Consider the following 22840-nt stretch of genomic DNA (forward strand, 5'->3'; position numbering starts at 1 on the left):
TTTTATGCAATTTTACGAACAATCCCTTTTGTTTTATGACTTGACCAGACTGAGCTGATAGACACACCAGCACCAACTAAGGTAAACACAGCTAACATAGCTAGATTATAAAAATAGTTATCTGGGAAATCACCGCTAAAGATTAATTCATTCACCACTCGGAAAGCAAAGGCAAACTCAACCCCTAGTTTGGCAACGACTTCCATCGCCAAGTCAATTTGATTTACTAGAAAGACAGTAATCACCATCCAAATAGAGGAAATCACAATCCCCTTTCGAGATACCTTTCTTCCAAGGATTTCATATCCTTTAATGGTACAAATCCCCAGAACAATACCCGCTACCATAGCTACATAACCTAGACGCGCAATAAATAGGGCAACTGCTCCACCAATCAAGGCTCCTAGCAAGGCACCAACTGCTCCAAGAAGAACGTTTTCCTTCTGATTTTGATAAGAATCCACCTCAATCTGAAGATTGCTCTTCAGCAATTGATAACTTTCCTCATTGATAAGAAAAATTGAATCACCTAATTGATAGAGACCAACGGGGCCCTCCTGACCGCTATAGGCACAGACTTGGACGAAATGATGGGTTTCAAGGAAGGCAACGAGGTCTGTTATGAGCGTCTGTAGCTTTTCAATTGTTTTTGATTTGCGCATTGCACCTTTTACGACAAAAGAAACAAGGTACTGATTGATAGACAAGGTCGACAAGTTTGGAAGAGATTCACTCTTGAATTCATCCCAAACCAATTCGTTTTCTTCTGAATCCGCAGGATTGCCATTCAAACTCACACTGACACAAAGTCGAAATTGATTTTTCACGTCAGTTTCTTGCAGGAAAAGTAAATAACCTGACTGCGTGCCATAAATACTACGTGAATCTTCGTCAAATTGCAAGCCCAACTCCGAGGCAATAGCGTGTAACTCTTCTGGTTTCATTATCTGTCTCCTCTTATTTTGAATATCAATTAGTATGAGATTCAAATTAGTTTTATTCCGTTATTCTAACATAAATTTGAGAAGCCGTCAATTCGTATCCAGTTCGACTTATCGCGACACAGCAGTCACTAGACTATCTGATTTCTAGCTAGAAGTCCTCTTAAAACCAATCTTTCTTGTCTCTTTCCATCCAGAGTTCAACATCCTGGTCATAACCTTCTTGTTCACTAATCTGACCTAACAATTCGTGATTATGAGTATGGTGAATCCCATTTACCAAACTTTCATAGTAGACCTGAAAATAGGGGAGCTTCAAATCCTTAGCCAACTGCAATTCAGCTTCTACATCATAATCCACACAACGAAAATCAACATCAGACAAACCTGCCTCATCAAACTCTAAGATCATATACTGGGCCCGCAGGTCCTTACGCAACTTCGCATCTAGAAAGAAGGGTTGTCCAATGGATCCTGGATTAAGAATCAACTGTCCATCACTTCCGTAACGAAGCAACTGTTGATGAATATGACCATATACTGCGATGGAGGCATGTGGTTCCGTCACCAATCTATCAAAATCTTCTTGCTTTCCCGTATGAATCAACTCTCTACCCCAGTTTTTATCAGGGAGATGGTGAGTGATTCCTACCATCAAATCACCAAACTGACGATGAACTTGCATGGGTTGATTATTGAGGTCTTCGATTTCTTCAGGGCTGACCTCCTCTAAGATGTACTGACTTAGGCGCAGGAGATAACGATGACTTGCTTTTGTAGGATCTAACTTGCGATGCAGGCCTCGCCAGAGACTATTCTCCCAATTTCCCAGAACTCTTACTGTAATAGGCAAGCTAGCTAAGAGGTCCAATATCCTTCTACGCCCTGTTCCTGGCATGAGAATATCTCCCAAAAGCCAGTACTCGTCTACCTCTGCCGCTCTTGCATCAGCCAGAACAGCTTCCAAAGCTGTCGTATTTCCATGTATGTCTGAAAGAACTGCTATTTTGGTCATTCTTTCTCCTTACTCTCTTACTTCTTTTGTTAGTATTATAACAGAAAACACTCGAAAAGATTACTATCACTAATCACTGGATTAAATTGTAAGAGCCTCCAAATCGTGCTATAATATAAGTAGAAATTCCCCCTTCATTTAGGATTATGTAGTCTACAATATCTCTCATTTTTTGCAGATTGGAGGACTATTGCCATGCGGAATTATCTTAAGTATATCCCACACTACCTTGTCATTTTCTTTTTTTACTGGCCACTCTATGAACTCCTCTCTCTACTCATCTCTGACCCATATACACTGAAGGGACTGTACATTTACAACATCATCCTCTTTTCACCTCTGGTAACCTTTATCGTATCACTACTTTATAGCTATCGATTTCATTTCTCACTTTGGTGGCTACTCGGTATTGGTCTGCTCTATTGCTTTACCATCATCACCTTTGGTGAGTTCATTCTTCTTTATCTCGTAGCCTATGAAAGCTTTGCCCTACTTGGCTTGGCTTCTGGTGTGGGGATCAAGCATGTCTTCCAGCGAGAGAAAAATAAAAAAATTATACAAAAACCTTGAAAATTCTCGCAATCATGCTATAATAATGCATAGAGACAAGTCACTTAGTCCCTTTCTACTAGAGAGTGCGTGGTTGCTGGAAACGCATAGAGAGCCTAAACTGATACTACTCAACTGACTTTTATGAAAACATAAAACGGTGGCTACGTTAAAGCCAATCAGAGGTGTCCCTCTTTTTTGAGGAACATAAATGAAGGTGGAACCACGTTGCGACGTCCTTTTAGGATGTCGTTTTTTGTTTGGAGAGTAGAGATATTGCCAGGTTAAATGAAACATAGCTAAGAAAAGAAGATGGAGGTTGATATGAATAAATCATTGTCTTGGGTGATTCCCTGTGCCTTCCTTATCGTCTATGTATGGCTAATGAAAACTCTCAGTCTATGGGGGTTAGAGTACATTGTTGTCTTTTCATTTTTTGCATTTGTTCCTCTTTTGCCATTTCTTGCTCCTTTTCTTGGTATCTTAATGTTTTTTAAGAAAAAGAAACTTATCCTAACGGGATATTTTCTAAGCCTAACTGCTGGTATTTATTTGGTTAATGCTATAAGAAACTATCCGCTAAGGATCTACATGAGAGGCGAGATGACTGATGAACAATATCTGTCTCTAATCCTTTCCTTAGTATGCTATCTATTCATTTCTACAGCTTTCTTTGTCTTTAGAATAAGAAAGTTAAACTATCATTTGTTTAGATAATCAATCGTTATGATTCTTTGTAAATAACGAATTCTCTATTTCTTCAACCACAGCTTTTAAATATGATAATTTTTAAGGAGAAAACCATGATTAAGATTACTTTCCCAGATGGCGCTGTTCGTGAATTCGAATCTGGCGTTACTACTTTTGAAATTGCCCAATCTATCAGCAATTCCCTAGCTAAAAAAGCCTTGGCTGGTAAATTCAACGGCAAACTCATTGACACGACTCGTGCTATCACTGAAGATGGAAGCATCGAAATCGTGACACCTGATCACGAAGACGCCCTTCCAATCTTGCGTCACTCAGCGGCTCACTTGTTTGCCCAAGCAGCTCGTCGCCTCTTCCCAGATATTCACTTGGGTGTTGGTCCAGCTATTGAAGATGGCTTCTACTACGATACAGACAATACTGCTGGTCAAATCTCTAACGAAGACCTGCCTCGTATCGAAGAAGAAATGCAAAAGATCGTCAAAGAAAACTTCCCTTCTATTCGTGAGGAAGTATCGAAAGATGAAGCGCGTGAAATCTTCAAAAACGACCCTTACAAGTTGGAATTGATTGAAGAACACTCTGAAGACGAGGGTGGTTTGACTATCTACCGTCAGGGCGAATACGTGGACCTCTGCCGTGGACCTCACGTTCCGTCAACAGGCCGTATCCAAATCTTCCACCTTCTCCATGTAGCAGGTGCTTACTGGCGTGGAAATAGCGACAATGCGATGATGCAACGGATCTACGGTACAGCTTGGTTTGACAAAAAAGACTTGAAGAACTTCCTTCAAATGCGTGAAGAAGCCAAAGAACGTGACCACCGTAAACTTGGTAAAGAGCTTGATCTCTTCATGATTTCACAAGAAGTCGGACAAGGTTTACCATTCTGGTTACCAAACGGAGCCACTATCCGTCGTGAATTGGAGCGCTACATTGTTGACAAGGAAATCGCTGCAGGCTACCAACATGTTTACACTCCACCAATTGCCTCAGTGGAACTCTATAAAACTTCTGGTCACTGGGATCACTACCGTGAAGATATGTTCCCAACTATGGACATGGGAGACGGTGAAGAGTTTGTCCTCCGCCCAATGAACTGTCCTCACCATATCGAAGTTTATAAACACCATGTACACTCATACCGTGAATTACCAATCCGTATCGCTGAGATTGGCATGATGCACCGATATGAAAAATCTGGCGCCCTTACAGGCCTTCAACGTGTACGTGAAATGTCCCTAAATGATGGTCATACTTTTGTAGCTCCAGAACAAATTGAGGAAGAATTCAAGAAAATTCTTCAATTGATTATCGACGTGTATGAAGACTTTAATTTGACAGATTACCGTTTCCGCTTGTCTTATCGTGACCCAGAAGATAAACACAAATACTTTGACAACGATGAGATGTGGGAAAATGCACAACGCATGTTGAAAGCAGCTATGGATGATATGGAACTGGACTACTTTGAAGCTGAAGGTGAAGCAGCCTTCTACGGACCAAAACTAGATATCCAGGTTAAAACTGCCCTTGGAAAAGAAGAAACCCTTTCTACTATCCAGCTTGACTTCTTGCTTCCAGAACGCTTCGACCTCAAATATGTTGGAGCTGATGGCGAAGAGCACCGTCCAGTTATGATCCACCGTGGAGTTATCTCAACTATGGAACGCTTCACGGCTATCTTGATTGAGAACTACAAGGGTGCCTTCCCAACATGGCTTGCACCACACCAAGTAACCCTCATCCCAGTATCTAACGAAAAACACGTGGACTACGCTTGGGAAGTGGCTAAGAAACTCCGTGACCGCGGTGTCCGTGCAGATGTAGATGAGCGCAATGAAAAAATGCAGTTCAAGATCCGTGCTTCACAAACCAGCAAGATTCCTTACCAATTGATTGTTGGGGATAAGGAAATGGAAGACGGAACAGTCAATGTTCGTCGCTATGGCCAAAAAGAAACACAAACTGTCTCAGTTGATGACTTTGTGCAAGCTATCCTTGCTGATATCGCCAACAAATCTCGTGTTGAGAAATAAAACAATCACAGTCTGAGAAACATTTTTCAGAGCCAGAAAAAGCAACAACTATTTCAGCTGTTGCTTTTTTATATTTTATTTAACCTGAGCTAGTAGTGATTGACCAAACCACCACACAAGATTTGCTTTCATGAGTTAGATAAGGTCAATATCCTCAATCCTTATCTGCTTCATTTTCTTTTACGAGATCTTTTTGTGAATCCTTTTCAGAGAGTTTTTGATCGATATACTTGTTAATGGTTTCATAAAATTCCTTGGTCGTATCACTGTCTAATTTTGTCGAATTATGAACTTGATTGATTTTCAATTGAACAGATTGAATACCGTAAGAGGCTTGTTTTTGATGGAGCGTTTCTAATTCTTCGTCTGAAATCGGATCTCCAACAACCGTCAAGACCAATTCATTGTTCCTTGACTTGTAGACTTGATTAATGACCGTGTGATTGGCGAACTCTTTTGCTATAAACTGTTTGATTCCTTCTTTTCTCGCTTGATCTATCGTCAGAGTGACTGCTGAATAGCTGGCTGGAAGAACCAATAATACAATCAAGGATATCAACCCAATTCTCATTTTAATATTTAGCTCTTTAAATGAACTTAAGGGAGATTTCCTCATCAAAATTCTTGTTCCAACAATGTTGGTTAGCATGATAAAGACACAATTGATCAAGAAAAGATAGAGAGCTCCAAATAAAAATCGTACATTTCCATTAGCTAAACCATAGCCTGCAGTACAGATAGGTGGCATCAGAGCTGTTGCAATGGCTACTCCTGGCACGATATTGTTTGCTTCTTTTTTCCTTGATCCAATTACACCTGCTATCCCACCAGCAATAGCAATGAGAACATCCCAAATGGTTGGAGAGGTTCGTGCAATCAGTTCGCTACTTTCATAAGATAAGGGAGAAATCCAGAAATACAGAGCCGAGACAAGCAAGCTAACCAATACTTGAGTAAATAAAACCTCTAGAGATTGCTTGATTAAACGCGTATCAAAAATAGCTAAACCAAATCCGAGTCCAACAATCGATGTCATAAGAGGGGAAATCAGCATGGCTCCAATAATGACAGCTGTTGAATTCATATTTAGGCCGATAGAGGCAATAAAAATCGCACACATCAAAATCACTGTATCTCTTAATCGAACATGAAGATCATCATATAATTTCTCACGGTATTCACGTGTTGAATAGTTTCCGGTCATTGGTTACTCCTTTTATTTCATATAATCTTGTTTCTGCATGGATGATGGTAGAGAGACTTCTGTCCAATCTTACATATTTTTAATTCTCACCTGTTATTCTTTTGAAAATTATCCTTTAAATATCCGTCAGTCCATCCTTAGCATTATATCAAAAATTTTACAGTCTTTACAGGAAGGAAGAAAACTGTCAAGATTTGCTTGTTAATGGTTTGCTTAATCTGCTTTTGATCTAGACCTACCTGTTCGTTCGTGGTCTTCATATCCCTCAGAGAGTTGTTTATAGTAGATAAAATAATTTACTAGGATACACAGTTAAAGATAGAAAAGCCCAGTTGTCTTATCCTGGGCTCTTATCTACTCTTCTCACTCAAGGACTAAGTTCACTTGAGCAAACTGAATCCGCACTATCGTTCCTTTTCCAACCTCAGACTCGATACGAATTTGATGACCCAGTTCTTCAGAAATTTTCTTAGATAGATAGAGGCCAAGTCCAGATGACTGCTGGGTCAAACGCCCATTGTATCCTGAAAAGCCACGTTCAAAGACTCGGAGCACATCGCTGTTTTTAATCCCGATTCCCGTATCCTTGATACAGAGCTCCTGACCTTCCATATAAATCTCTAACCCACCTTCCTTGGTGTACTTGAGACTGTTTGAGAGGATTTGTTCAATGACGACCAACAGCCACTTCTTATCGGTCACGATAGTTTTGTCGAGATCATGTAGATTGACTGCTAGCCCCTTCTGAATAAAGAAAAGTGCGTACTTACGAACCATCTCCTTGATCAAGTCCTCCACTTGAACCTGTTCAAATACCAAATCATCGTGAAAACTCTCTAAACGTAAGTACTGCAAAACCAGATTGGTATAGGAGTCAATCTTGAAGATTTCCTGTTCCAGTTGCTGCTTGACATCCCGATCAGAAACTTCTGCTACTAAAAGGCGACTCGCTGCAATAGGGGTCTTGATTTGGTGAACCCATAAGGTGTAGTAATCAAGCAAATCCGTCAGCTTGCTCTGCGCTTCCGACTTCTTTTGGTACAATTCAGACTCACGCTCTTCGAGCTTTTCTGCTAGCGCACATTCCAGAGGAGACTTGGGATTTCTCTCAGCATAGAGTATTTCCTGCCGGTAAACCTGAGCTTCTGCAAATATATCCCAAGCCAAAAATAAGAAGGTCAAAAAACTACTGAGCAGAAAGAAATAAAGAAAATAAGTTCCTAGACTAGCAAATAAAAACTGAAAGAGAAGGACGAGAAAGCCTAATGAAAAAATATAGGCAAAAACGCGACTGCGAGAACGCAGATAGGCTAGAAAAAATGATTTCCAATCAAGCATGTTTCAGTCCGTATCCTATCCCTTTCTTGGTTTCAATAAAGCCCGCCAACCCTTGTTCCTCAAGCTTTTTGCGCAAACGAGCAACGTTGACAGATAGGGTATTGTCATCGATGAAAAAGTCGCTGTTCCAGAGTTCCCGCATCAGGTCATCACGCGCCACGATATTACCTGCATGTTCAAACAAAACCCGCAAAATTTGAAATTCATTCTTGGTTAAGCTCAGGACTTCACCCTGATAGTGCAGGTCCATAGACTTGGTATTGAGGATCACACCCGCATACTCCAGCAGACTTTCATCTCGCCCAAATTCATAGGAACGGCGCAACAAGCCCTGAACCTTGGCAAGGAGGACCTGCTGGTCAAAAGGCTTGGTTACAAAGTCATCCGCTCCCATATTGATCGCCATGACAATATCCATCGCCTGATCTCTCGAAGATAGAAACATGATAGGCACCTTGGAAATCTTACGAATTTCCTGGCACCAGTGGTAACCATTAAAGAGTGGCAGGCCAATGTCCATGAGGACCAAATGAGGCTCAGACTGGACAAATAAGCTCAACACTTCCATAAAATCCTCTACCAAAACGACCTCAAAGCCCCACTCAGAGAGCAATTTCCCAACTTGTTGCCGAATAACTTGGTCATCTTCTACTAGTAAAATCTTGTGCATGCACTCCTCCTTTGCTATTTCTCAAAGTATCAAAATCCTTCATATCAGATTTACGGATCAGTATCTCATGCTGTTTAGCAGCCTATTTCCCAAATCCAGATCAGAAAACAGATGCTAAATAGAGGACATTCCCACTGATATCATACCTTATTTTTAATTATAGTTCCAGCCTTATCCTATATTTTCCTTTTTGTGCTCATTTAGTTAGCGTTTCTTTAACTTATTTAATAGATCTAGCCTGCTTATTGACAAGCCAGCCAGGATTTGCTAGAATATGAATGAATGAATAAATATATATATTCATTCACGAAACAAAGGAGGCTAAATCATATTGGACAAAAAAAATCTTTAAAGACAGCAGCCTATGAAGTTTTTTCAAAAAAAGGTTACAAGGCAACAGGAATTTCAGAAATTGCTAGGCAAGCTGGTGTTGCAGTTGGTTCTTTTTATAACTATTACGAGAGTAAAGAAGCCATTTTTCTAGACATCTATATAGATGAAAACAACCGTGTTCGCCAAGCTATGATCGACGAACTGGATTGGGAAATTGACATGATCGACCTCATTGGTCAACTATTTTCTCATTCCAGAACTCTTGTTTCTTCCAATAAAATCCTTGCAGAATGGTACAATCCTGCCATCGCAGATGAGTTGCACAGCTACTATTCCTCGGAAGAAGGTAAAGTCGCAAATCCTTTTCATCAGTTTCTAGTTAAAACTTTTACAAATCGTATGCAGGCTGAAGGGTACTCGCCAGAAAAGATTCAAGATATTTTACAGGTTTATAATCTGTTTTACTATATGGATATGCATATCACGGAAAAAGATTTTCCAGATATTGGCAAAACTGTTGAAATACTTGCAACCAACTTCATTAAAGGAGTTCTAAAATAAAGAATGGATTTCTTTATTTTTTGAAAAGATATGAATGAATTTGTTTTTAGTTCATTCATAAAATTGAGAACAGGAGTCATAAAAAATGAAAAGAGGTAAAAAAATGTTTATTATCATTCTATCAACACTTGGAGTCTTAGGCCTTATAACTTGGGGTGCCATCGCTTATTTTGGACGAAGCCAGACATTATCGATAAAATCCATCGAAAACCCCAGCGGAGATTTGTATTTAATTCATATCACAAAGCCGAGCCATCAAACCTGGAAAGCGGGGGCTTATGCTAAGTTTACACTCCCTGGTACCTCGTCTACTGCTAAAAAATATGAAGCTAAGGGAGAGCAAACCAGTCGATGGTTAACCATTGCCTCCACACCTGATGAAGATGAAATTCTCATTTTGACTCATAATAGTGGTAGCAACTTTAAGAACACCTTGACACATTTACCAGCTGGCAGTGAGATTGAGATGAGTTGGCTGGATTCCTCTTTGACTGTTAAAGATACGAATCAGCCACTAGTTTGCTTTGCATCTGATGTTGGTATTTCTGCTCTACGCCCCCTTATCAAAGAATGGTCTGGTAAAGCTCCAATTATTCTCAACCATTTTGACAAAGGAGTTACTATTTTCGATAATGAGATGAAAGAACTGGCTCAAAAAACACCGAATTTTACTTATAAAACTAGCGATGAACTTTCTCAAAGTCAAGAATTTTTAAAATGTGCTATTGATGAATACGGCAATCAAGCCAGCTATCTCATCACAGGTCAGCCTGATGATGTAAATGAGATGAAGAATTTTTTAAAGGAAAATGGGATTGATAGCAAAAACATACAAATAAGCTCGTTTAGAGGTTTGAAATAAGAGCAATCTATCTTCTATGTATTTCAATCCAACCCTACTAGGTCATTCGAACAAGCCTACTAGCGAATTCTATGTAAATGTGGTAGGATAAACATAGAGAAAGGAGCTTTTATGGTCAATATTTTTGACTATCTTAAGGATGTAGTCTTCGATTCCTTTTATGACCTCCCCATGAACGAGTTAGATGTTCTTGCCTTGACTGAATTAACCTATCTTCCTTTTGATGATGTAGTCGCCCAAGAACCAAAGCCTCTCATAGATCTAGCACCTCAAATCCCTAGAGAAACGACGATGCTGACCAATAAGAACCGTCTCCAGTTGTTGGATCAACTCTCTCAACACAAACGGTTTAAAAATTGCAAGCTTTCAGACTTTATCAACGATATCGATCCTGAATTGCAAAAACAGTTTGCAGCTATGGCTTATCGTATCAGTCTCGATACTTATTTGCTTGTTTTTCGTGGGACGGATGATAGTATCATCGGTTGGAAAGAAGATTTCCATATGACCTATATGAAAGAAATCCCAGCTCAAAAACACGCCCTGCAGTATTTACAAGACTTTTTTGCTCAACATCCTAATCAAAAGGTTGTCATGGCAGGACACTCAAAAGGGGGCAATCTAGCTGTCTATGCTGCCAGTCAACTCGACCCACTCTTACAAAAAAACATTTTCGCTGTCTATACTTTTGATGCGCCTGGACTTCACAAGGAACTAACCGAAACAGCTGGCTATCAAAACATGATGGAAAGAACGAAAGTATTTGTCCCACAAGGTTCTATCATCGGGATGATGCTGGAAATTCCTGATAAAAAAATCGTCGTTCGAAGCACTGCCTTAAGCGGTCTTGCCCAGCATGACACCTTTAGTTGGCAGATCGAAGACAAACACTTTGTCCAACTAGACGAGACCAATAGTGACAGCCAACAAGTTGATACTACCTTCAAGGAATGGGTTGAGACGGTCCCTGATACTGAACTGCAGCTCTACTTTGACCTCTTTTTCGGAATCATTCTCGATGCAGGCATCTCCTCTATCAACGACCTCTCTTCCTTCAAGGTCATTGAACACGTTCACCATCTCTTTGTCCAAGCTCAATCCCTCACTCCCGAAGAAAGAGAAACCATGGGACGACTAACCCAACTCTTGATCGACACCCGCTACCAAGCTTGGAAAAATCGTTAAAATAAGAAAGTCAATGAATCACCGATTCGTTGGCTTTTTTAGAAAAAAGGGTCAGAAAAGTTAGCCTAAATCACAAACCTTGACGACAGATTCATTTTTTGTTAAAATGTAACAAATCTTATTACATCTAATATAAGATAAATCCATGAAAGGACTTCTACTATGAAATCATTAAAAGGTGTTTTATTTATCGGACTTAGTATGCTTCTGACTATTCTAGCTTGGCTCAGTTCAGGCGCTAGTCAGTTTCTAATCCCTGGTTTAGCTCTCACTACCCTCTCACTTACTTTTATACTAGCTAGCCGTTTACCCTTGCTTGAAGCTTGGTTTAACGGACTTGAAAAGATGTATCTAGCTCATAAATTCACTGCTTTTCTATCCATTCTCCTACTAACCCTACACAACTTTAGCATGGGCGGTCTCTGGGGTTCGCATTTGGCTGCCCAGTTTGGAAATATCGCTATCTATATCTTTATCAGCATTGTTCTGGTTGCCTATCTGGGACAATACATCCAGTATGAAGCTTGGAGATGGATTCATCGATTGGTTTATCTAGCCTATATCTTTGGCCTCTTTCATGTTTTGATGATCATGGGAAATCGTCTCCTCTCCTTTAGTTTCCTAGGTCTTATCTTTGGAATCTATGCTATTTTAGGCTTGCTTGCAGGTTTTTATATTATTTTCCTTTATCAAAAGGTCGGTTTTACCTATCTTGGAAAAATCGTAGGAATCAAACGCCTCAACCACGACACGACTGAAATTGAAATAGAACTCAGTCATCCTTTCACTTACGAATATGGGCAATTTGCCTTTCTAAAAATTTTCCAAAAAGGTTTTGAGACTGCTCCACACCCTTTCTCCATCTCAGGAGGACAAGGACGAACTCTTTATTTTACGATAAAAAACTCTGGTGACCACACCAAGAATATCTATGACAATCTTCAAGTTGGTAGCAAGGTTGCAGTTGATCGCGCCTATGGACATATGACTATGAAACATGGTCCAAAACAGCAAATCTGGATCGCAGGTGGAATTGGAATGACACCTTTCATCTCTTATATCCGGGAGCATCCTATCCTAGACAAGAGCGTCCGCTTCTACTATAGTTTCCGTGGAGAGGAAAATGCTGTCTACCTAGATCTACTTCGAGACTACGCCCGTCAAAATACTAACTTTGACCTGCAGCTGGTCGATAGCAATGAAAAAGGATACCTGACTTTGGATCAAGAAGAAATCCCTGACCAGACTACAGTCTATATGTGTGGACCTCTTCCTATGATGAAAGCCCTTGCCAAGCAAATCAAGAAAAAGAATCCCAGAGCAAGACTCATTTACGAAGGATTCAAGTTTAAATAAGATCATTGTCCCTCTAACACAAAAGAGGGACTTTCTTTTCACTTTATTTCTCTCTTCTATGCTATACTTAGTTTAGTACATTCTTTGAGAGAGGAAGATTTATGAAAATCCATAAAACCGTGAATCCCGTTGCTTATGAAAACACTTATTACCTAGAAGGGGATCAACACCTGATTGTGGTTGACCCAGGTAGCCATTGGGAAGCTATTCGCAAGGCTATTGAGAAAATCAACAAACCAGTCTGCGCGATTCTCCTGACCCACACCCACTACGACCATATTATGAGTCTGGACTTAGTTCGTGAAGCATTTGGAAATCCTCCAGTTTATGTAGCAGAGAGTGAAGCTAGCTGGCTCTATACCCCCGTTGACAATCTCTCTGGGCTACCTCGTCATGATGATATGACTGATGTCGTCTGTAAACCAGCAGAACACACCTTTGTCTTTCATGAGGAATACCAGCTTGAGGAATTTCGTTTTACAGTTCTACCAACCCCAGGGCACTCTATTGGCGGTGTTTCCCTGGTCTTTCCTGATGCCCATCTAGTCTTGACCGGAGATGCTCTATTCCGAGAAACCATTGGACGGACAGACCTTCCTACTGGTAGCACGGAACAACTCCTCCATAGCATTCAGACGCAACTCTTTACTCTTCCTAACTACGATGTCTATCCTGGGCATGGTCCAGCTACGACTATCGCTCACGAAAAGACTTTTAATCCCTTTTTCTAGCAAGCAAAAAACCAAGGAAATTATCCTTGGTTTTTGTCTTACCAAATAATCACACGGTCCTCTGGTGAACGCCACATACCATCGCCTTCTTTGACATCGTAAGTTGTAAAGAAGTCATCGAAGTTTGGCACTTGCACATTGACACGGAGTTTGGCAGGCGCGTGCACGTCGACACTGGCCATGAGTTTCATCAACTCAGGACGGCCTTTCATACGCCAGATACGAGCAAAGTTGTGGAAGAATTCTTCAGCTGAGAAGTCTGGCTCTCTCTTGGCTGCTTCGAGGGCTGCAGCAATTCCTCCCAAATCAGCAACGTTTTCAGACACGGTTAGTTTTCCGTTGATTCTTGCACCGTAAGATTCTTTCCCATCAAACTGGTCGATAACTTTCTGCGTTTTTTCTTTAAAGGCAGCATAGTCGCTTTCTGTCCACCAATCCTTAAGACTACCATTTTCATCAAAGGACGCACCATTTGTGTCAAAGGCATGAGAGATTTCATGGGCAATAACTGCACCAATACCACCGTAGTTAGCTGAAGACGACTGATGCAAATCATAGAATGGAGCCTGTAAAATGGCAGCTGGGAAGACAATCAAGTTCTTCTGAGGATTGTAGTAGGCGTTGACCATATGAGCCGGCATCCCCCACTCCTTGTAGTCAACCGGTTGGTTCCACTTGCTCCAACTGTGCTTGATTTCCACACGCGCAAAGGCTAGGGCATTCTCAAAGAGACTAGCAGTTTCATCCACTACTTTGTCCTTGTAGCGTTCTGGCAATTCCTCTGGATAACCGATATAAGGCTTGATGACATTGAGTTTGACAATGGCCTTATCTCGCGTTTCAGGCGTGAGCCAGTCGTTCTTAGCCAAGCGTTCCTTATAAACGTCAATCATCGTCTCTACTTTTTTCTCTACATCAGCCTTAGCTTCTGGGGAGAATTTTTCATGCGCATACCAAAGACCAAGAGCTTGCTTGAAAGGACCTTGAGCCAAGTGATAAGCTGCCTTGACCTTGTCCTGTGCTTCTGGCACACCTGAAAGGGCACGTCCGTAGGCACCTGACAAGATACGAATCTCATCTGTGAGATAGCTTGTTGATAGATTGACCACACCCAAAATCAAGGTTGCTTTGAGTAGAGGCCACGCTTCTTCACTATAGAATTGCTCTGCTGCTTGCCAGAAACGTTCTTCGTCTACGATAACCTTATCTGGAGTTTGTCCAAGAACTGTTTGGAAGAAATCATCCAGAGGTAGGGCAGGAGCGAATTTCTTGAAATCTTCATAAGCGTATGGATGGTAGAGTTTGGCATACTCTGAACTTTCTTCGTTAGAAAGCACCACAGCCGCAATGCGACGGTCCAATTCCAATCGTTTCTCTAGTAAGTCTGCGATTTCCTCATCTGAAAAATCATAGGCTTTGAGAAGATTCGTAGTACTTTCCTTCCAAAGAGTCAAGAGCTCCTCACGCTGAGGATGGTCTTCAGCATAGTAGGTTGTATCTGGCAAGATTGTTCCTGGTGCACTAGCCCAGAGAACATTGGTTCTGGCATCCATAAAGTCTGGTGATACACCAAATGGAAGGAAGTTTGACTTCCCTGCTAGTTCAAACTCTGCCAGTTTGCTGGTGAAATCTGCGAAACTCTTCAAGTCTTGGTATTCCTTGAGTAGAGGAAGGACGGGCTTGATCCCATCTGCTTCTCTCTTGTCAAAATCACGTACCATACGATGGTACTTAACAAAGTTTGCGAGGATGGCATCCTCTGGGACTTCTTCACCTGCCAACCACTTGTCCGTAGTTGCTAGCATTAACTCTTCAATTTCCTCGTCAAGGTCAATAAAACCACCTGTTCGAGATTTGTCAGCTGGAATGACAGCTGTTTTTTCCCATTCGCCATTGATTGCATCATAAAAATCGTCTTGATAACGTGTCATCTTGTTCTCGCTTTCATTTTTTCACTTATTCTTAGCTTAGCAAAAAACACTTGGGAATGCAATTAAAAATGGTTTCTCTTTTTTCTTCATTTTTCAGTTATTATTTTAAATTTTTCAAAAATTAACTTGACTTAATTTTTTTTTTAATGTATATTAAAAGAAAGGAGGAATACAACTGTATGATACGTATCGAAAACCTCAGTGTCTCCTACAAAGAAACGTTGGCACTAAAGGATATTTCACTAGTGCTCCAAGGACCAACTATTACCGGAATTATTGGTCCAAACGGTGCTGGAAAATCAACTTTATTAAAAAGTATGTTGGGAATTATCCCGCATGAAGGTCAGGCCTTTCTCGATGACAAAGAATTTAAGAAATCTTTACATCGAGTGGCCTATGTCGAGCAAAAAATCCATATCGACTACAATTTCCCTATCAAGGTCAAAGAATGCGTCTCACTGGGACTCTATCCATCTATCCCACTCTTTCACACCTTAAAGGCCAGCCACTGGAAAAAAGTGGCAGATGCACTTGAAATCGTTGGGCTCTCAGACTATGCTGATCGCCAAATCAGCCAGCTCTCAGGCGGACAATTTCAACGTGTGTTGATTGCTCGCTGCTTAGTGCAGGAAGCTGACTACATCTTTCTAGATGAGCCATTTGTCGGGATTGATTCGGTTAGTGAAGAGATTATCATGAACACGCTGAGAGACCTTAAAAAAGCTGGTAAAACAGTTCTCATCGTCCATCATGACCTCAGCAAAGTCCCCCATTATTTCGACCAAGTTTTGCTTCTCAATCGAGAATTAATAGACCTTGGTCCGACTAAAGAAACCTTTACCGAAGCCAATCTTAAGAAGGCCTACGGTAGCAAACTCTTTTTCAATGGAGGTGACCTATGATAGCAGAATTTATCGATGGATTGCAACATTTCCATTTCCTACAAAACGCCTTGATAACAGCTATAGTCATCGGAGTGGTTGCTGGAGCTGTGGGATGTTTTATCATCCTACGTGGGATGTCTCTCATGGGAGATGCCATCTCTCACGCAGTTTTGCCCGGCGTAGCCCTTTCCTTTATCTTGGGAATTGATTTCTTTATTGGAGCCATTATCTTTGGCTTGATGGCCTCCATCATCATTACCTATATCAAGGGAAACTCTATCATCAAGAGTGACACTGCCATTGGTATTACCTTTTCATCTTTCTTAGCCCTAGGTGTCATCTTGATTAGTGTTGCCAAGAGTTCGACAGACCTCTTCCATATCCTTTTCGGGAATATCCTCGCTGTCCAAGACATGGACATGTGGATTACCATTGGTGTGGGGGCAATCATTCTCTTGATTATCGGGATTTTCTTTAAACAACTATTGATTACATCCTTTGACGAGCTCCTGGCTAAAGCCATGGGAATGCCTGTCAATTTCTACCACTATCTGCTCATGGTGCTCTTGACCCTTGTGTCTGTCACCGCCATGCAAAGTGTTGGAACCATTCTTATCGTGGCCATGCTGATCACCCCAGCTGCGACGGCTTATCTTTACGCTAATAGCCTAAAGAGCATGATTTTCCTTTCATCAAGTCTAGGGGCTCTGGCTTCTGTTGTGGGACTCCTTATCGGCTATAGCTTCAATCTCGCAGCAGGATCCAGCATCGTGCTCACATCTGCTAGTTTTTTTCTCATTAGCTTCTTTATCGCTCCAAAACAACGATATTTGAAACTGAAAAATAAAAAAATCAATAAATAAGGGGAGACCCTTTCTGGAGGAATCTAATGAAAAAATTAGGTACATTGCTTGTACTCTTTCTTTCCGTCATTGCACTGGTAGCATGTGCTAGCGGAAAAAAAGATGCTACTTCTGGTCAAAAACTAAAAGTTGTTGCTACAAACTCAATCATCGCTGATATTACCAAAAATATCGCTGGTGACAAGATTGATCTTCACAGTATCGTTCCTGTTGGTCAAGACCCACACGAATACGAACCACTTCCTGAAGACGTTAAGAAAACTTCTCAAGCTGACTTGATTTTCTATAACGGTATCAACCTTGAAACAGGTGGCAATGCTTGGTTTACCAAATTGGTCGAAAATGCCAAGAAAACTGAAAACAAAGACTACTTTGCAGTCAGCGAAGGCGTTGATGTTATCTACCTTGAAGGCCAAAACGAGAAGGGCAAAGAAGACCCACACGCTTGGCTCAACCTTGAAAATGGGATGATTTATGCTAAAAATATCGCTAAACAGCTGATCGCTAAGGACCCAAGCAACAAGGAATTCTACGAAAAAAATCTCAAAGACTATACTGAAAAACTAGACAAACTGGACAAGGAAGCCAAAGAGAAATTTAACAATATACCTGCTGAGAAGAAACTCATCGTAACCAGCGAAGGATGCTTCAAATACTTCTCTAAAGCCTACGGTGTCCCAAGTGCCTACATCTGGGAAATCAACACGGAAGAAGAAGGAACACCTGACCAAATCAAGACCTTGGTTGAAAAACTTCGCCAAACAAAAGTTCCATCCCTCTTTGTTGAATCAAGTGTCGATGACCGTCCAATGAAGACTGTTTCACAAGACACAAATATCCCAATTTACGCACAAATCTTTACTGACTCAATCGCTGAAGAAGGTAAAGAAGGTGACAGCTACTACAACATGATGAAATACAACCTTGACAAGATTGCTGAAGGTTTGTCTAAGTAAGCCATTAAAAACGTCGTTCTCACATGAACGGTCGTTTTTTTCTCTTTTAATTTCCAGTCAAATCATTGGAAAAATCTGACAATTCTCGGTAAAATAAAAGAAAAAAGAATGGAGTAGTTTCATGACCACTTTTCTCGGAAATCCTGTAACCTTTACAGGTAAACAACTGCAAGTCGGAGACAAGGCACTTGACTTTTCTCTCACTACAACAGATCTCTCTAAAAAAACGCTAGCTGACTTTGATGGAAAGAAAAAAGTCTTGAGTGTTGTCCCTTCTATCGATACCGGTATCTGCTCAACGCAAACACGTCGATTCAACCAAGAACTAGCCAACCTCGACAATACCGTCGTTCTTACTGTTTCTATGGACCTACCATTTGCCCAAGGACGCTGGTGTGGGGCTGAAGGTCTTGACAATGCCATCATGCTCTCAGACTACTTCGACCATTCTTTCGGGCGCGATTATGCCCTCTTGATCAACGAATGGCATCTCCTTGCACGTGCTGTCTTTGTTCTCGACACTGATAATGTCATCCGTTACGTAGAATACGTTGATAACATCAACACGGAACCAGACTTTGAAGCTGCTATTGCTGCAGTGAAAGAACTGGACTAAAATCAAAGCCATTAGGGCAGAGGCTAGAGAAATCTAGCTTTTTTTGATATACTAGATGGAGAGAAAAGACAAGAGGAAACGAATGACGCCAAATAAAGAAGACTACCTAAAATGTATTTATGAAATCGGTACGGAAATGCAAAAAATCACCAATAAGGAAATTGCTGCCCGTATGCAAGTCTCTCCACCTGCCGTAACAGAGATGATCAAACGCATGAAAAGTGAAAATCTCATCCTCAAGGACAAGGAGAATGGCTATCTATTGACAGATATTGGGCTCAAACTAGTCTCCGAGCTCTATCGCAAACACCGGTTGATTGAAGTCTTTCTAGTTCACCATCTCGACTATACCAGTGACCAGATCCACGAAGAAGCTGAGGTCCTAGAGCACACTGTATCCGATCTCTTCGTAGAGAGACTGGATAAACTGCTTGGCTTCCCTAAAACCTGCCCCCACGGAGGAACCATCCCAGCTAAGGGAGAGCTCCTGGTCGAAATCAACAACCTACCTCTAGCAGATACCAAAGAAGCCGGTACCTATCTCCTGACTCGGGTTCACGATAGCTTTGATTTGCTCAAATACTTAGAAAAGCATGAGATTCATATCGGTGACCAAGTCAAAGTCAAGCAATTTGATAATTTTTCCAATACTTTTACACTGGTCAACAAAGGTGAAGACCTCCAAGTTAGCATCGATATCGCCAAACAACTCTATGTCGAAAAAATCAACTAAGCCCTTATTCCTGAAAGAAATTCCTTTCAGGGATTTTTTATTATTTTAGTTGTAAGTTCCATTCGTTTGGTGTAGAATGAAGCTAGATAAAAGAGGGAGGTCTTCCTATGAAAAAGCTCTTTAGAATCCATTTTGCAGCCATTGTAGTCAGCGATTTGCTACTGTTGGTAACTTTCAGACCCCGATACGAACTTTCTTTGGAGAGAGGCCTGATTTTTTGCTTCATTTTCATCCTTGCTCAGGGACTACTGCTATTTCGCTTGGTCAATCGACTCAAAAAACAGTTCTCTGAGATTTATCCTCAGATAAACAAAAAAATTCGCTTCTACTATTTAGGAGTGCTCATCAGCGATTTTCTATTATTTGTCTTTTTATCCATCACTGGCTCTCAATATTTCTACTCTCTTACTCCAGTCTTTACTTCCTGTCATTCTACTTTATATTATATGACGGCTAGCCACCTAAGAGAAAACTATCCAGACTTTTACAACAAACACATCACCTTCTGGGAGTGTCTATAAACAAAAACCAAGCCAACTGGGCTTGGTTTTCTTATCTACTTTTAGTATCAAAAATGATGGTAACTGGCCCATCATTTACCAGCTCCACCTGCATATCCGCTCCAAAGATGCCTGTCTGAACAGGGACTTCCTGAGCCAGCTTTTGGTTGAAAGCCTCATAGAAGGCAGCTGCCATATCCGGCTTGGCTGCTCCTGTAAAGGCGGGACGGTTGCCTTTCTTGGTATCCGCAAAGAGGGTAAACTGGGAAATAGAAAGGATTTCCCCTTCAATATCCTTGACAGACAGATTCATCTTGCCTTCTGCATCAGAAAAAATCCGCATGTTGACGAGCTTTCTCACAGCATAGTTCAAATCTTCCTCTTGGTCCTCTGGGCCAACACCGACCAGCAATAAGAGTCCCTGATTGATCTTTCCATGAACCTGACCTTCGATACTGACTTGAGCTTTTTTAACCCGTTGGATAATGATTTTCATAATAGCCTTTCTAGTGACTGAAGGAAGAATTAGCCGTTGGTCCTTTTGACGGAGTAAACCTCTGGCACACTCTTAATCTTGTCCACAACTGTGGTCAGTGTAGAGAGGTTGGAAATACCAAAGGAGACATGGATATTAGCAAATTTCATATCCTTAGTTGGTTGAGCATTAACGGTTGAGATATTCTTGGTTGTGTTTGAGAGAACTTGTAAAACATCATTTAAGAGCCCTGTACGGTTGAGACCATAGATATCGATGTGGGCAGTGTATTCCTTGCTTGAGAATTGATCTTCCCACTCCACATCAAGGAGACGTTGCTCGTAGTTTTCTTGGGCGCGGAGATTCATACAGTCCACACGGTGAATAGCCACACCGCGTCCCTTAGTAATGTAACCGACAATGTCGTCACCCGGAACTGGATTGCAACACTTAGCAATCCGAACTAGGAGACCTGAAGCCCCTTCAATGACCACACCACCCTCATGCTTAACCTTGAGGGCTTCTTTGTTCTCGACTTTAACTTCGCCACCTTTGACAAGCTCTTCTGCTTCCGCCTTGGCCTTGGCACGCTCTTCCTCACGGCGTTCCTTTTCGGTCAAACGGTTAAAGACGGTAATAGCACCAATTTCTCCAAAACCAATGGCTGCGTAGAGAGCTTCCTCTGTCTTGTAGCTGGTCTTTTGAAGGACCTCGTCCATATGACGCTTGTCCATAAACTTATTGGCTACATAGCCGTTTTCTTGGAACTGGGCCATCAACATTTCACGGCCCTTGTTAACGGATAATTCCTTGTCTTGATTTTTAAAGAACTGACGAATCTTGTTGCGCGCCTTGCTGGTCTTGACCATGTTGAGCCAGTCACGACTCGGACCAAAGGAGTTGGGATTGGTGATAATTTCAACCTGATCCCCTGTCTTGAGCTTGGTTGTCAGCGGAACCATACGGCCATTGACCTTGGCACCAGTCGCTTTTTCACCGACTTTGGTATGGATTTCATAGGCAAAGTCAATCGGTCCTGAATCTTTTGGAAGGGAGCGAACCGCACCATCTGGAGTAAAGACGTAAATCTCCTCCGCCAGATAGTTTTCTTTAACAGAGTCCACAAATTCCTTGGCATCATCAGCCTGGTCTTGGAGCTCCATCATCTCCTTAATCCAGTTCATCCCAATAGCAGATTCCTTGCTGTTGACCTGCCCTTTAATGCCTTTCTTATAAGCCCAGTGAGCTGCTACCCCGTACTCAGCCACCTCATGCATTTCCTTAGTCCGAATCTGGAATTCAATCGGCCCTTTTGGTCCATAAACGGTCGTATGGATAGACTGATATCCATTGGCCTTACGATTAGCGATATAGTCTTTGAAGCGGCCTGGCATAGGTTTCCAAAGTTCATGCACATAACCCAGCATGGCGTAAACATCACTCTGGGTATCTAAGATACAGCGAATGGCAATCAGGTCATAAATCTCCTCAAAGCGTTTCTTCTTATCCTGCATCTTGCGATAGATCGAATAGATATGCTTAGGACGACCATAGATTTTCCCTTCGAGATTGCGTTCGGTAGCATAGTCCTCCAACTTGGTTACGACTTCGTCGACCAGAGCCTCACGTTCTCTGCGTTTTTCCTTCATCATGTGGGTGATCTTGTAAAACTCAGTTGGATTGAGGTAACGGAAAGATAGATCTTCCAACTCCCACTTGACACTGGAAATCCCTAGACGATGAGCAAGTGGTGCGTAAATTTCCATGGTTTCTCTGGAAATCCGTTCTTGCTTGTCCTTTCGAAGGTGTTTGAGAGTCCGCATATTGTGCAAACGGTCCGATAATTTAACCAAGATAACACGGATATCCTCTGACATGGCCATAAGCATCTTGCGGTGATTTTCAGCCAATTGTTCCTCGAGTGATTTGTACTCAACCTTGCCAAGCTTGGTCACCCCATCAACGATAATCCGAACATCATGACCGAACTCTCTCTCCAGATCATCCAGTGTCGCATCTGTGTCCTCAACCACGTCATGCAAAAAACCACAGGCAACGGTTACGGCATCCAGCTTGAGCTTAGCCAGAATTCCTGCTACCTGAATGGGATGGATAATATAGGGCTCACCTGATTTCCGAAACTGCCCACTATGACAATCAACTGCGTAAATCAATGCTTTTTGTACAAAAGCAACATCTTCCTTTGTTAAATATTCTTTCGTTAAAGCGACTACCTGATCGCCCGTCAAATTCACTTCTTTCGGCATCTATACTCTCCAATTCTTCCTACCATTTTATCACTTTTTTAAGGATATGAAAACTAGAAAAGCTCTGCAGTTCTATAATTTACTCCATTCCTTACAAGGATCTCAAAAAGAACAATAAACTTT

At 41.4% G+C, this 22840-nt stretch carries 22 protein-coding genes and 1 pseudogene; 14 read left to right on the plus strand and 9 right to left on the minus strand.

Annotated features, from left to right (window positions below; translation table 11 throughout):
• Nucleotides 1-2: 2 nt before the first annotated feature.
• On the minus strand, nucleotides 3-944 hold the full coding sequence (locus I6H78_RS03010) for a hypothetical protein (protein ID WP_198459960.1): 942 nt from the start codon (nucleotides 942-944) through the stop codon (nucleotides 3-5).
• Nucleotides 945-1104: 160 nt separating this feature from the next.
• Nucleotides 1105-1956: a metallophosphoesterase family protein gene (locus tag I6H78_RS03015; RefSeq protein ID WP_198459962.1), complete on the minus strand. Its 852-nt coding sequence runs from the start codon at nucleotides 1954-1956 to the stop codon at nucleotides 1105-1107.
• A gap of 195 nt (nucleotides 1957-2151) precedes the next feature.
• Between I6H78_RS03015 and I6H78_RS03020 the strand changes: the two genes are divergently transcribed.
• The 3 genes from I6H78_RS03020 (at nucleotide 2152) to thrS (ending at nucleotide 5252) form a co-directional block, all read left to right on the plus strand.
• On the plus strand, nucleotides 2152-2526 hold the full coding sequence (locus I6H78_RS03020) for a hypothetical protein (protein WP_198459965.1): 375 nt from the start codon (nucleotides 2152-2154) through the stop codon (nucleotides 2524-2526).
• Between the two features lie 303 nt (nucleotides 2527-2829).
• Nucleotides 2830-3222 carry a hypothetical protein gene (locus tag I6H78_RS09365; protein WP_232619942.1) on the plus strand — a complete coding sequence of 131 codons (393 nt, stop codon included), beginning with the start codon at nucleotides 2830-2832 and terminating at the stop codon, nucleotides 3220-3222.
• An 86-nt stretch (nucleotides 3223-3308) separates the two neighbouring features.
• Nucleotides 3309-5252 (plus strand): threonine--tRNA ligase, encoded by a 1944-nt coding sequence (gene thrS, locus I6H78_RS03025; RefSeq protein WP_198459967.1) that lies wholly within the window; start codon nucleotides 3309-3311, stop codon nucleotides 5250-5252.
• A gap of 154 nt (nucleotides 5253-5406) precedes the next feature.
• Here thrS and I6H78_RS03030 read toward each other — a convergent pair whose 3' ends face one another.
• The 4 genes and pseudogenes from I6H78_RS03030 to I6H78_RS03040 form a co-directional block, all read right to left on the minus strand.
• Nucleotides 5407-6456, minus strand: coding sequence for a DUF389 domain-containing protein (locus tag I6H78_RS03030; RefSeq protein WP_198459969.1), 1050 nt, complete (start codon nucleotides 6454-6456; stop codon nucleotides 5407-5409).
• Nucleotides 6457-6623: 167 nt separating this feature from the next.
• Nucleotides 6624-6744, minus strand: a pseudogene (locus I6H78_RS09465) (FtsX-like permease family protein); the annotation flags it as partial.
• A 75-nt stretch (nucleotides 6745-6819) separates the two neighbouring features.
• Nucleotides 6820-7794 (minus strand): HAMP domain-containing histidine kinase, encoded by a 975-nt coding sequence (locus I6H78_RS03035; RefSeq protein WP_198459971.1) that lies wholly within the window; start codon nucleotides 7792-7794, stop codon nucleotides 6820-6822.
• Nucleotides 7787-8464 carry a response regulator transcription factor gene (locus I6H78_RS03040; RefSeq protein ID WP_000548981.1) on the minus strand — a complete coding sequence of 226 codons (678 nt, stop codon included), beginning with the start codon at nucleotides 8462-8464 and terminating at the stop codon, nucleotides 7787-7789. Before I6H78_RS03040 ends, I6H78_RS03035 begins: the two co-directional genes overlap by 8 nt.
• Nucleotides 8465-8746: 282 nt before the next feature.
• Here I6H78_RS03040 and I6H78_RS03045 point away from each other — a divergent pair, with 282 nt between their 5' ends.
• The 5 genes from I6H78_RS03045 to I6H78_RS03065 all read left to right on the plus strand — a co-directional run bounded on the left by I6H78_RS03045 (nucleotide 8747) and on the right by I6H78_RS03065 (nucleotide 13492).
• Nucleotides 8747-9358, plus strand: coding sequence for a TetR/AcrR family transcriptional regulator (locus I6H78_RS03045; RefSeq protein WP_232619943.1), 612 nt, complete (start codon nucleotides 8747-8749; stop codon nucleotides 9356-9358).
• Nucleotides 9359-9443: 85 nt separating this feature from the next.
• Nucleotides 9444-10220 (plus strand): ferredoxin reductase domain-containing protein, encoded by a 777-nt coding sequence (locus I6H78_RS03050; RefSeq protein WP_198459973.1) that lies wholly within the window; start codon nucleotides 9444-9446, stop codon nucleotides 10218-10220.
• 111 nt (nucleotides 10221-10331) lie between these two features.
• Nucleotides 10332-11405 (plus strand): DUF2974 domain-containing protein, encoded by a 1074-nt coding sequence (locus I6H78_RS03055; protein WP_198459975.1) that lies wholly within the window; start codon nucleotides 10332-10334, stop codon nucleotides 11403-11405.
• 162 nt (nucleotides 11406-11567) lie between these two features.
• Complete coding sequence (locus I6H78_RS03060; RefSeq protein ID WP_198459977.1) at nucleotides 11568-12761, plus strand: ferredoxin reductase family protein; 1194 nt, start codon at nucleotides 11568-11570, stop codon at nucleotides 12759-12761.
• A gap of 101 nt (nucleotides 12762-12862) precedes the next feature.
• On the plus strand, nucleotides 12863-13492 hold the full coding sequence (locus tag I6H78_RS03065; RefSeq protein WP_198459979.1) for an MBL fold metallo-hydrolase: 630 nt from the start codon (nucleotides 12863-12865) through the stop codon (nucleotides 13490-13492).
• Between the two features lie 38 nt (nucleotides 13493-13530).
• Here the strand turns inward: I6H78_RS03065 and I6H78_RS03070 are convergent, their stop codons facing one another.
• Nucleotides 13531-15423 (minus strand): M13 family metallopeptidase, encoded by a 1893-nt coding sequence (locus I6H78_RS03070; protein WP_198459981.1) that lies wholly within the window; start codon nucleotides 15421-15423, stop codon nucleotides 13531-13533.
• A gap of 179 nt (nucleotides 15424-15602) precedes the next feature.
• Here I6H78_RS03070 and I6H78_RS03075 point away from each other — a divergent pair, with 179 nt between their 5' ends.
• The 6 genes from I6H78_RS03075 (at nucleotide 15603) to I6H78_RS09370 (ending at nucleotide 19996) form a co-directional block, all read left to right on the plus strand.
• Nucleotides 15603-16325 (plus strand): metal ABC transporter ATP-binding protein, encoded by a 723-nt coding sequence (locus I6H78_RS03075; RefSeq protein WP_000619169.1) that lies wholly within the window; start codon nucleotides 15603-15605, stop codon nucleotides 16323-16325.
• Complete coding sequence (locus I6H78_RS03080; protein ID WP_198459983.1) at nucleotides 16322-17170, plus strand: metal ABC transporter permease; 849 nt, start codon at nucleotides 16322-16324, stop codon at nucleotides 17168-17170. Before I6H78_RS03075 ends, I6H78_RS03080 begins: the two co-directional genes overlap by 4 nt.
• Nucleotides 17171-17196: 26 nt before the next feature.
• Nucleotides 17197-18126 (plus strand): metal ABC transporter substrate-binding protein, encoded by a 930-nt coding sequence (locus I6H78_RS03085; RefSeq protein WP_198459984.1) that lies wholly within the window; start codon nucleotides 17197-17199, stop codon nucleotides 18124-18126.
• A gap of 121 nt (nucleotides 18127-18247) precedes the next feature.
• A complete protein-coding gene (gene tpx / locus I6H78_RS03090; protein ID WP_000206539.1) occupies nucleotides 18248-18742 on the plus strand; it encodes a thiol peroxidase in 495 nt (164 codons plus the stop codon).
• 82 nt (nucleotides 18743-18824) lie between these two features.
• Entirely contained in the window at nucleotides 18825-19475 is a 651-nt protein-coding gene (locus tag I6H78_RS03095; protein ID WP_125389364.1) for a metal-dependent transcriptional regulator, read from the plus strand.
• 107 nt (nucleotides 19476-19582) lie between these two features.
• Entirely contained in the window at nucleotides 19583-19996 is a 414-nt protein-coding gene (locus tag I6H78_RS09370) for a hypothetical protein (protein WP_232619944.1), read from the plus strand.
• Nucleotides 19997-20027: 31 nt separating this feature from the next.
• On the opposite strand, the gene dtd is transcribed toward I6H78_RS09370, so the two are convergent.
• Nucleotides 20028-20471, minus strand: coding sequence for a D-aminoacyl-tRNA deacylase (gene dtd / locus I6H78_RS03100; protein ID WP_198459986.1), 444 nt, complete (start codon nucleotides 20469-20471; stop codon nucleotides 20028-20030).
• 29 nt (nucleotides 20472-20500) lie between these two features.
• On the minus strand, nucleotides 20501-22717 hold the full coding sequence (locus tag I6H78_RS03105) for a RelA/SpoT family protein (RefSeq protein WP_198459988.1): 2217 nt from the start codon (nucleotides 22715-22717) through the stop codon (nucleotides 20501-20503).
• Nucleotides 22718-22840 lie beyond the last annotated feature (123 nt).

Source organism: Streptococcus oralis (assembly GCF_016127915.1).
Lineage (GTDB): Bacteria > Bacillota > Bacilli > Lactobacillales > Streptococcaceae > Streptococcus > Streptococcus oralis_BO.